This is a genomic window from Arsenophonus sp. ENCA (assembly GCF_002287155.1).
GTDB classification, from domain to species: Bacteria; Pseudomonadota; Gammaproteobacteria; order Enterobacterales; family Enterobacteriaceae; genus Arsenophonus; species Arsenophonus nilaparvatae.
In genome coordinates this window covers 1-6,864 of sequence record NZ_NHNG01000422.1, presented here as the reverse complement: position 1 = coordinate 6,864, position 6,864 = coordinate 1, and the positions used below count along the sequence as shown (strand labels likewise).

Genomic DNA, 6,864 nt, shown 5'->3' with positions numbered 1-6,864 from the left:
ACTTGTCGATCGTCTGTTGGTGATACTGGTTTGCAAAGAGGTCATTCTTAATGGCGCTGCGTTTCTTCATGGTGGTTAGCTCAGTAGACCAGCTTCCGATAACTTTATCAGCAAAATCAAACTCGGCTTAGGTTTTTCGAGGTGCCCTATAATAATAGCGTTGCCATTGTGTAATTTGATCAACACTACTGACCAAATGAGAATAGTGTTTCGTTAACGGAAAACCCCAACTTTCTAATTGTTCAAATTGTGTTTGCATGTTCGATGGCCCATTAGGCCAACTCCAAACAAATATTCCAATTTGTTTCTCTTGTTGAACCAATAAATTCTTTCGCATTAACCAGCCGGCAACTTTATTACGGGCATTAGCGCCACCCATAATGGCTTGTTGGTGACCAGACTGATACCAAAACAGTTCACCTTGTAATATTAATTGAGAGACATGATTTGGGATCTTTTTGGGAATTGCTGGCAGAAAATCAGCTTTTTTAGACCAATCAATCCCTTCTACACCATTCCCCGACTAATTAATGCAGCCAATTTACCCTTTCGATAAACCAATGTAACAGCCACACCATCGACTTTAGGTTGTAACCAAACTTCATGACGACCCGCTATCCATCTAGCGACTTCATCAACGGTTATCTTTTTTAAGCCAGTATGAGCAACTGGATGAACTTTTCTTCCTTTAGCGGGTAAAGAAAGCGAATGAGTTTTATCTATCGGCTGATGAAGACAATTTGACCAATGTTTCCATAGCGCATAAATTTGATCGTAAGTTTCATCATTAACCAAGCTTTGGCCATTAATATAATATGCTTTATTCCATCTTTTTAATTTTGAATTAACTGCTTTAATTTCCCTATGCAAAACTAATTCAGGCCAATCAGGGCATTGCATGCTTTCCGCTATTGATGAATTTATATTTAGCAAAATCAATAATAAAAAAAAGCTCTGACGATAGTAGACTGAAATTAAAATAAAAGATCTCATAATAAACAGCATCCATGCATAATTTTAATCATCTATTTATTTCATTCACGAAAAATACTTTCAATATACAATTTCCATTATTGGGAAGTCGTAAATAGAAAATAATTATGAAGATATTTATTAATCATTTTTTCTCAAAGCACTTCGCAAAAATGGTAATTATTTTCAAAAATAATTCAGATCTTTCATTAAAAATGTTACTAAAGCTGTATGTTACTGATTGCATGTGTATACTATTAAAGAGCTTTTGTACTTTTTAAAAAATTTTTATTAATTAATTAGCCTATTAATCAAGAAATCATCATGATCCAAGGAACGTTATATATCGTGTCTGCCCCAAGTGGTGCAGGTAAATCGAGTCTTATTCAGGCTTTATTAAAAACTCAGCCTTTATATGACACACAAGTTTCTATTTCGCATACCACTAGAGTGATACGCCCTGGTGAAAAAAACGGTGAACATTATTATTTCATTACTGAAAGCAAATTTCAGCAAATGATTGAGCATAATGATTTTCTTGAATATGCCTGCGTTTTCGGCAACTATTATGGAACTTCCCGGGCAGTTATTGAAGAAATTATTAATAGCGGTGTCGATGTATTTTTAGATATTGATTGGCAAGGTGCACAGCAAATTCGCCAAAAAATGCCTTCCGCTCGCACTATTTTTATCTTACCGCCTTCTAAAAATGAGTTACTACGCCGTTTACGTGGTCGCGGGCAAGATAGCGAAGAAACGATTAACCAGCGGATGGCACAAGCGGTCGCTGAAATAAAACATTATAACGAATATGATTACATTATTGTTAATGATGATTTCAATACTGCATTGGGAGATTTACAATCTATTATTCGATCTGAGCGTCTATGTTTAGAACGTCAGATTCAGCGACATAATACTTTAATTAATAAATTATTGGCAGACTGAGTAAAGGTTCAGTATTATATCCGGTCATTTCTTTATCTTTGGAGTCATATTATGGCACGTGTAACAGTTCAAGATGCAGTAGAAAAAATTGGTAATCGTTTCGACTTGGTTTTAGTGGCGGCACGTCGTGCACGTCAATTACAAATTAATGGTAAAAATCCTTTAGTTAAAGAAGAAAACGATAAGGTCACTGTTATTTCACTGCGCGAAATAGAATCAGGGTTGATTAATGCTCAAATTCTTGATGCCCGCGAACGTCAAGAACAGCAGGAGCAAGAGGCGGCAGAAATGCAAGCAGTGTCCGCTATTGCTGAAGGTCGTCGTTAACTGAAAAGGTAGGCCTGCCTTGTACCTGTTTGAAAGCCTCAATCAAATCGTTCAGGACTATCTGCCAAAAGAGCATATATTGTTACTGAAACAAGCTTATCTTGTCGCCCGGGATGCACATGAAGGCCAAACCCGTTCAAGTGGTGAACCTTATATTACCCATCCAGTCGCGGTGGCATGCATTTTAGCGGAAATGCGTTTAGATCATGAAACATTAATGGCCGCATTATTACACGACATTATCGAGGATACCCCGACAACTTTTCAGGATATAAAACAGCTTTTTGGTAAAACCGTTGCTGGTCTGGTTGAAGGGGTATCAAAACTCGACAAACTCAATTTTCGTGACAAAAAAGAAGCTCAAGCAGAAAATTTTCGCAAAATGATTATGGCCATGGTGCAAGATATCCGTGTCATTTTAATCAAACTCGCCGATCGAACGCACAATATGCGTACTTTAGGTTCCCTTCGTGCCGATAAGCGCCGCCGGATCGCGAGAGAAACATTAGAAATTTATAGCCCGCTGGCACATCGTCTTGGTATTCATCATCTCAAAACTGAATTTGAAGAACTAGGCTTTGAAGCGCTCTATCCAAATCGCTACCGAGTTATTAAAGAGGTTGTAAAAGCCGCTCGTGGTAACCGAAAAGAGATGATACAAAAAATCTTGGCAGAAATTGAAGGTCGATTATTGGAAGCCAAAATCCCTTGCCGAGTATGTGGTCGAGAAAAACATCTCTATTCAATATATCGCAAAATGCATCTGAAAGAGCAACGCTTCCACTCAATTATGGATATTTATGCCTTTCGGATTATTGTTAAAGATGTTGATACATGTTATCGCGTTCTTGGGCAAGTACATAGTTTATATAATCCTCGGCCAGGGCGTGTGAAAGATTATATTGCGATCCCAAAAGCAAATGGCTACCAATCTTTACATACATCAATGATTGGCCCATATGGCGTACCTATTGAAGTACAAATTCGTACCGAAGATATGGATCAAATGGCAGAAATGGGTGTCGCTGCTCACTGGGCATATAAAGAACAAGGTGAATCTAGCACAACAGCTCAAATTAGAGCACAACGCTGGATGCAAAGGCTATTAGAACTTCAACAAAGTGCAGGTAATTCTTTTGAATTCATAGAAAGTGTAAAATCAGATCTTTTTCCTGACGAAATCTATGTTTTTACCCCTGAAGGTAGAATTGTCGAATTGCCTACTGGCGCAACCCCGGTTGATTTCGCCTATGCTGTTCATACCGATATAGGTCATGCCTGTGTTGGAGCCCGCGTAGATCGCCAACCCTATCCTTTGTCCCAATCGTTAAATACAGGGCAAACCATAGAAATTATTACCGCACCTGGCGCAAGGCCAAACGCAGCTTGGTTGAATTTCGTTGTTAGTTCCAAAGCCAGAGCAAAAATACGCCAATTACTTAAAAACCTTAAACGAGAAGATTCAATTAGTTTAGGCCGCCGCTTACTCAATCACGCTTTAGGCAATGGCAACAAATTGGGCGATATTCCGCAAGAGAATATAAATAAAGAACTAGTAAGAATGAAACTTCACTCAATTGATGATTTGCTCGCTGAAGTTGGCCTTGGCAATACCATGAGTGTCGTTGTAGCGCATAATTTGTTGGGTAATGCTAGTATAAATAACATTATCACAGATAATAGTGATAGTCGTAGTAAACTACCAATCAAAGGAGCAGAAGGGGTATTAATTACCTTTGCTAAATGTTGTCGACCTATTCCCGGTGATCCGATTGTTGCTCATATTAGCCCTGGTAAAGGTTTAGTCATACACCATGAGTCTTGCCGTAATATTCGAGGCTATCAAAAAGAGCCTGAGAAATTTATGCAAGTAGAGTGGGATGAGGGCGTGAATAACAACTTCATTGCTGAAATTAAAGTCGATATGATCAATCACCAAGGGGCATTAGCTAATTTAACAGCAGCAATTAATAGTGCAAATTCTAGTATTCAAAGTATGAATATCGAAGAGAAAGACGGGCGTGTCTACTGTGCATTTATTCGCTTAACCGCTAAGGATCGTATTCAATTAGCTAATATTATGAAAAAAATCCGTATCATGCCTGATGTCTTACGCATCAGCCGTAACCGGAACTAAGTTATGAATTCAAAACGTTATGCTCGCATTCGTCAAGTGATCGCTATGCGCCAACCTGATCTGACGGTTTGTCTTGAAAATGTTCATAAACCACATAATATTTCTGCCGTGATCCGTACCGCTGATGCGGTTGGAATACCACAAATTCATGCAATCTGGTGCAAAAATAGCAGCAAAAGCTTATCCGCAGCAGCAGCTGGCAGTAATCATTGGGTAAAAGTAAGGACTCATGCCACTATTGAAAATGCAATTTCTACCTGCAAAGCTGCGGGCATGCAAATCTTAGCCGCTCATCTTACCAACCAAGCGATCGATTTTCGTCAAATAGATTATAATCAACCTACCTGTATCATCTTGGGACAAGAGCGAGCGGGCATTTCCAAACAAGCTCTCGCACTGGCTGATCACAATATTCATTTTCCGATGATGGGTATGGTACAGTCATTAAATGTCTCTGTGGCTTCTGCTTTAATTCTTTATGAGGCGCAACGGCAAAGACAAAATGCCAATATGTATGACAGCCTTTTTAGTCAGCTATCAGAAGAAGAGCAACAGGAGTGGCTTTTTGAGGGCGGTTATCCGGTATTAGCCGCCGTTTCAAAGCATAAAGGACTTCCCCGACCACTAATTAACGAACATGGCGAAATTGTTGCCAGTGATGCATGGTGGGCAGCTATGCAATCGTCTAAAGTACCAGGTAAAAAACGCACTCTGGAGAACTAACCGCATGAGGGGGAAATTACTTGATGCTATTCCATTAACATCATTAAACGGTGTTGGTGAAACGCAAGTAGAAAAGCTCAATAAAATGGGACTTCGTACTATCCAAGATCTCCTCTTTCACCTACCTTTGCGTTATGAAGATCAAACTCAGCTTTATGCGATTAGTGAAGTTCAACCGGGTAACTCTGTGACTGTAAGTGGCGAAATATTACAAACTAAAATCGCATTTGGACGTAAGCGAATGATGACCAGCCACATTAGTGATGGCTCAGGAACATTAACCCTGCGGTTTTTTAACTTTTCTACCGGTATGAAGAATAGTCTGGCAGTCGGCAAATACGTCGTCGCTTATGGTGAAATCCGGCGAGGTAATTTAGGACCAGAAATTATTCATCCCGAATATAAAATAAAACCTAGTGCCGATCATATTGAGTTACAAAATACATTAACACCCATTTATCCAACAACTGAAGGGATACGTCAGATAACTTTACGTAAACTTATTGCTCAAGCGCTAACGCTACTTGATACTTGTGCGATCAATGAGTTGATCCCGACGCCATTTAATCGAGGATTGATAAGTTTACCACAGGCTATTCAAACACTTCATCGCCCGCCGCCCGATATCCCTCTGGATCTACTGGAAAAGGGCAAGCATCCGGCGCAACGTAGATTAATATTTGAAGAGTTATTAGCCCATCAACTAAGTATGCTAACGGTTCGGAGTGAAACACAACAATTTTCCGCCCAGCCATTACCAACAGAAGAAAAATTAAAACATCAATTACTGGCACGGTTACCTTATTCTCCAACCAAAGCCCAACAACGAGTTATAAGTGAAATTGAAGCAGATCTGGCTAAAACAAGTCCTATGATGCGTTTAGTGCAAGGCGATGTTGGTTCAGGTAAAACATTAGTGGCGCTCTTTGCCGCAATTCGTGCTATCGCGCATGGTAAACAAGCAGCACTCATGGCACCTACCGAGTTATTAGCAGAACAGCATGCCAATACTTTTCGCCAATGGCTAGAACCACTTGGTATCCAAGTAGGTTGGTTATCAGGAAAACAGAAAGGAAAATCCAGACTGAGTCAACAAAAAGCGATTGCACAGGGCGAAATCGCAATGATAATTGGTACTCATGCCATTTTTCAACAACAAGTCGAATTCAACGCCTTAGCATTAGTGATCATTGATGAACAACATCGGTTTGGTGTACATCAACGTCTGGCGCTATGGGAAAAAGGTCAGCAACACGGCATTTATCCTCATCAGCTAATCATGACAGCAACGCCGATCCCACGTACGCTCGCGATGACAGCTTATGCGGATCTGGATAATTCAATCATTGATGAACTACCTCCAGGTAGAACTCCTGTCACAACAGTTGCCATTCCTGACAACCGCCGCAATGAGGTTATTCAACAAGCGTGTTGCTTAATAGTGAAATAAGGGTGTTTCGGTGATTGAAGTAAATTTTACGCTGTTCTGAGATGGAAATTCCAAAGACCTGCGCTAAGGAGTAAGAAGGTATCATCAATAAAGGGTCTACGATTCCGTAAAATTTGGGTCATGCAACCGAGGCGCTTGATACCCGCGATGGCGTGTTCAACTGTAATACGGATGCCCGAGATTATTTTATTTTCTTGTTTTTGTTCAGGCGATAAAGGTCTTTTTCGAGTTCCTTTTTTTGGGATTTGTGTATTAGGATGCTGTTTATCTATACCTTGAAAACCGGTATCTGCCCAGATGGTTACCT

Annotated in this window: 7 protein-coding genes and 1 pseudogene; 5 read left to right on the top strand and 3 right to left on the bottom strand. The window is 39.9% G+C overall.

Going from position 1 to position 6,864, the window contains the following annotated elements; all coding sequences use genetic code 11:
* Nucleotides 1–127: 127 nt before the first annotated feature.
* Nucleotides 128–466, bottom strand: coding sequence for a hypothetical protein (locus tag CBG25_RS11045; protein ID WP_290606642.1), 339 nt, complete (start codon nt 464–466; stop codon nt 128–130).
* A gap of 41 nt (nt 467–507) precedes the next feature.
* The gene (locus tag CBG25_RS11040) at nt 508–795 is read right to left on the bottom strand and encodes a hypothetical protein (protein ID WP_290606640.1); all 288 of its coding nucleotides are present in this window, start codon (nt 793–795) and stop codon (nt 508–510) included.
* A gap of 501 nt (nt 796–1,296) precedes the next feature.
* On the opposite strand from CBG25_RS11040, the gene gmk reads away from it, so the two are divergent.
* The 5 genes and pseudogenes from gmk to CBG25_RS11015 all read left to right on the top strand — a co-directional run.
* Nucleotides 1,297–1,920: a guanylate kinase gene (gmk, locus tag CBG25_RS11035; RefSeq protein WP_290606638.1), complete on the top strand. Its 624-nt coding sequence runs from the start codon at nt 1,297–1,299 to the stop codon at nt 1,918–1,920.
* Between the two features lie 51 nt (nt 1,921–1,971).
* On the top strand, nt 1,972–2,247 hold the full coding sequence (gene rpoZ / locus CBG25_RS11030) for a DNA-directed RNA polymerase subunit omega (RefSeq protein ID WP_290606636.1): 276 nt from the start codon (nt 1,972–1,974) through the stop codon (nt 2,245–2,247).
* Nucleotides 2,248–2,266: 19 nt separating this feature from the next.
* Nucleotides 2,267–4,384, top strand: a complete 2,118-nt coding sequence (gene spoT / locus CBG25_RS11025) for a bifunctional GTP diphosphokinase/guanosine-3',5'-bis pyrophosphate 3'-pyrophosphohydrolase (RefSeq protein ID WP_290606635.1) — start codon at nt 2,267–2,269, stop codon at nt 4,382–4,384.
* Between the two features lie 3 nt (nt 4,385–4,387).
* Nucleotides 4,388–5,107, top strand: coding sequence for a tRNA (guanosine(18)-2'-O)-methyltransferase TrmH (gene trmH / locus CBG25_RS11020; RefSeq protein WP_290606633.1), 720 nt, complete (start codon nt 4,388–4,390; stop codon nt 5,105–5,107).
* 4 nt (nt 5,108–5,111) lie between these two features.
* Nucleotides 5,112–6,533, top strand: a pseudogene (locus tag CBG25_RS11015) (ATP-dependent DNA helicase RecG); the annotation flags it as partial.
* Nucleotides 6,534–6,583: 50 nt separating this feature from the next.
* Here the strand turns inward: CBG25_RS11015 and CBG25_RS11010 are convergent.
* On the bottom strand, nt 6,584–6,864 hold a 281-nt coding region (locus CBG25_RS11010), incomplete at its 5' end, for a transposase family protein (protein ID WP_290603775.1).

Bases quoted from the DNA above. Each gene is read 5' to 3' on its own strand.
- gmk (WP_290606638.1), top strand. From the start codon at position 1,297: ATGATCCAAGGAACGTTATATATCGTGTCTGCCCCAAGTGGTGCAGGT.
- rpoZ (WP_290606636.1), top strand. From the start codon at position 1,972: ATGGCACGTGTAACAGTTCAAGATGCAGTAGAAAAAATTGGTAATCGT.
- trmH (WP_290606633.1), top strand. From the start codon at position 4,388: ATGAATTCAAAACGTTATGCTCGCATTCGTCAAGTGATCGCTATGCGC.